General features: G+C 72.0%; 1 protein-coding gene. It reads right to left on the bottom strand.

The features are described from left to right. Positions 1-232, bottom strand: a 232-nt coding sequence (lepB, locus tag SB717_RS39855; RefSeq protein ID WP_410908887.1) for a signal peptidase I, incomplete at both ends; no start/stop codon positions are given.

Below are 232 nucleotides of genomic sequence, written 5' to 3'. Positions count from 1 at the left end.
CTCGAGTCGCGGGAGTTGTAGCGGTTGTCGCCCAGCACCCATACAGCTCCGGCGGGAACGGTGACGTCGAACGCCGAGGCGGCCGGCTGGCCGGCCGGCACGACCGCGTACGGTTCCTGGATCTCCGTGCCGTTGACGCTCACGCGTCCGGAGGTCCCGCAGCAGGCGACGTGGTCGCCGGGGAGGCCGACGACCCGCTTGACGAGGTAGTCGTCGTCGCCTCCTCCGCCGC

It is taken from the genome of Priestia sp. SIMBA_032, from assembly GCF_046535215.1.
Taxonomy (GTDB): Bacteria; Bacillota; Bacilli; order Bacillales; family Bacillaceae_H; genus Priestia; species Priestia aryabhattai.
Note: the sequence above shows the minus strand (reverse complement) of the source record. Positions and strands in the feature narration are given on the sequence as shown.